Origin of the sequence: Pseudomonas sp. IT-P176, assembly GCF_949767245.1 — a bacterium.
GTDB lineage: Bacteria > Pseudomonadota > Gammaproteobacteria > Pseudomonadales > Pseudomonadaceae > Aquipseudomonas.
On the sequence record NZ_CATKPN010000081.1, the window covers coordinates 1 to 2041 of the forward strand.

Sequence of the window (2041 nt, forward strand, 5' to 3'; positions counted from 1 at the left end):
GTAAGCGCTCCATAAACCCCACATTCAAACTCACCACCTGATCCCCGATGCTGTGCTCCCGATTCCTTTCCGGAGCCAGCACCTCATGATGCGTCCCGACGCAAAAGTCGAAAAAGTCTATCTCTATCCCAAGCCTGTCGACTTCCGAAAATCCATTGACGGCCTCGCCGCTCTGGTCGAACTGGACATCAAGGTCGCGGTGTTTGACCCGGTGCTTTTCGTGTTCCTCAACAAGCCTCGAAACCGAGTGAAGATTTTGTATTGGGAGCGCAACGGCTTCTGCCTTTGGCTAAAGCGCCTGGAGTCCGAGCGCTTCAAAACATCGCCGGATTGTTCGGATGAAGCCATCGTACTGACGGTTCAAGAACTCAACTGGTTACTGGACGGTTTTGATTTGTGGCGCAACCGTCCGCATCAAGTTTTGACGCCTCGATTCGTCGCTTGATTCGGTATAATCCAGGGCATGATTTCCATGCCCAAAGACCTTCCTGACGACCCTGTTTTGCTCAAGCGACTGCTTGAGCAAATGCTGAGTGAGCGCGAGTCGGATAAGGGCAAAATCGTTCATCTCGAAGAAGAAAACGCGCTGTTGCGTCAGCGCCTTTTCGGGCGCAAGTCAGAGCAAACAGCCGATCCCGCGACCCCGCAAATGACCTTGTTCAACGAAGCTGAAAGCGTGGCCGAGTCTGTCGACGAAACGGTGGAAGAAGAGGTCGTAGCTCCGACCAAACATCGCGGTAAACGCCAGCCTCTGCCCGCCGATCTTCCGCGCATTGAAGTCATCCACGAACTGCCCGAGCACGAACTGATCTGCGCCTGCGGTTGCCGTAAACACACCATTGGCGAGGAAATCAGCGAGCAGCTTGAGATCGTGCCGATGCAAATCCGCGTGATCAAACATGTGCGCAAGATCTACGGTTGCCGCGATTGCGAAACCGCACCGGTTACAGCGGACAAGCCCGCTCAACTGATTGAAAAAAGTATGGCCAGCCCGAGTGTCCTGGCGATGCTGCTGACGACCAAATACGTCGACGGCTTACCGCTTCACCGCTTCGAAAAAGTGCTGGGCCGCCACGGTATCGATATCCCACGCCAGACCTTGGCTCGATGGGTTATCCAGTGCGGTGAACACTTGCAGCCGTTGCTGAATTTGATGCGCGACCGGCTACTGGAAAGCCGCGTCATCCACTGCGACGAAACGCGTGTACAGGTGCTGAAAGAGCCAGATCGAGAGCCCACCAGCCAATCCTGGATGTGGGTGCAAACCGGCGGGCCGCCGGATCAACCCGTTATCTTATTTGACTACTCGAGCAGCCGGGCGCAGGAGGTTCCGTCGCGCCTGCTCGAAGGTTATCGCGGCTACCTGATGACCGATGATTACGCTGGTTATAACGCCTTGGGGGCGCAATCCGGTGTCGACCGTTTAGGCTGTTGGGCACATGCGCGGCGCAAGTTTGTCGAGGCGCAAAAAGTGCAGCCTAAAGGCAAAACCGGGCGTGCCGATATCGCCCTGAATCTGATCAACAAGCTGTACGGTATCGAGCGAGATTTAAAAGAAGTCGGCGATGAATATCGCCACGAGAGCCGACAGCAAAACAGCCTGCCGGTGTTGGCGCAGTTGCACACATGGCTGGAGAAAACCCAGCCACAAGTGACGGCGCAAAATGCACTGGGCAAAGCCATCAGCTACCTGGCCAGCAACTGGATCAAGTTGGTGCGCTACACCGAAGCCGGTTACTTGCCGATCGACAACAATGCGGCCGAGCGTGCGATCCGGCCCTTCGTTATCGGGCGCAAGAATTGGCTGTTCAGCGACACGCCCAAAGGCGCGATGGCCAGCGCTCAACTTTACAGCCTGGTCGAGACGGCTAAAGCCAACGGCCAAGAGCCCTATGCGTGGTTGCGCCACGCACTTGAACGCCTGCCACAGGCAACCTCGGTTGAAGATTACGAAGCCTTACTGCCTTGGAACTGCTCGTTCGCATCGCACCGCTAAGCGCACCGCCTATTTTTGAATAGGTGGGGTTCATGGAGCGCTTAC

At 56.1% G+C, this 2041-nt stretch carries 2 protein-coding genes; both read left to right on the top strand.

The window, feature by feature from the left end; all coding sequences use genetic code 11:
• Positions 1 to 85: 85 nt before the first annotated feature.
• Positions 86 to 445 (top strand): IS66 family insertion sequence element accessory protein TnpB, encoded by a 360-nt coding sequence (gene tnpB / locus ACM6IP_RS22685; RefSeq protein ID WP_019412232.1) that lies wholly within the window; start codon positions 86 to 88, stop codon positions 443 to 445.
• Positions 446 to 463: 18 nt separating this feature from the next.
• Positions 464 to 1996 (top strand): IS66 family transposase, encoded by a 1533-nt coding sequence (gene tnpC / locus ACM6IP_RS22690; protein ID WP_414862319.1) that lies wholly within the window; start codon positions 464 to 466, stop codon positions 1994 to 1996.
• The last annotated feature ends 45 nt before the right edge of the window (positions 1997 to 2041 follow it).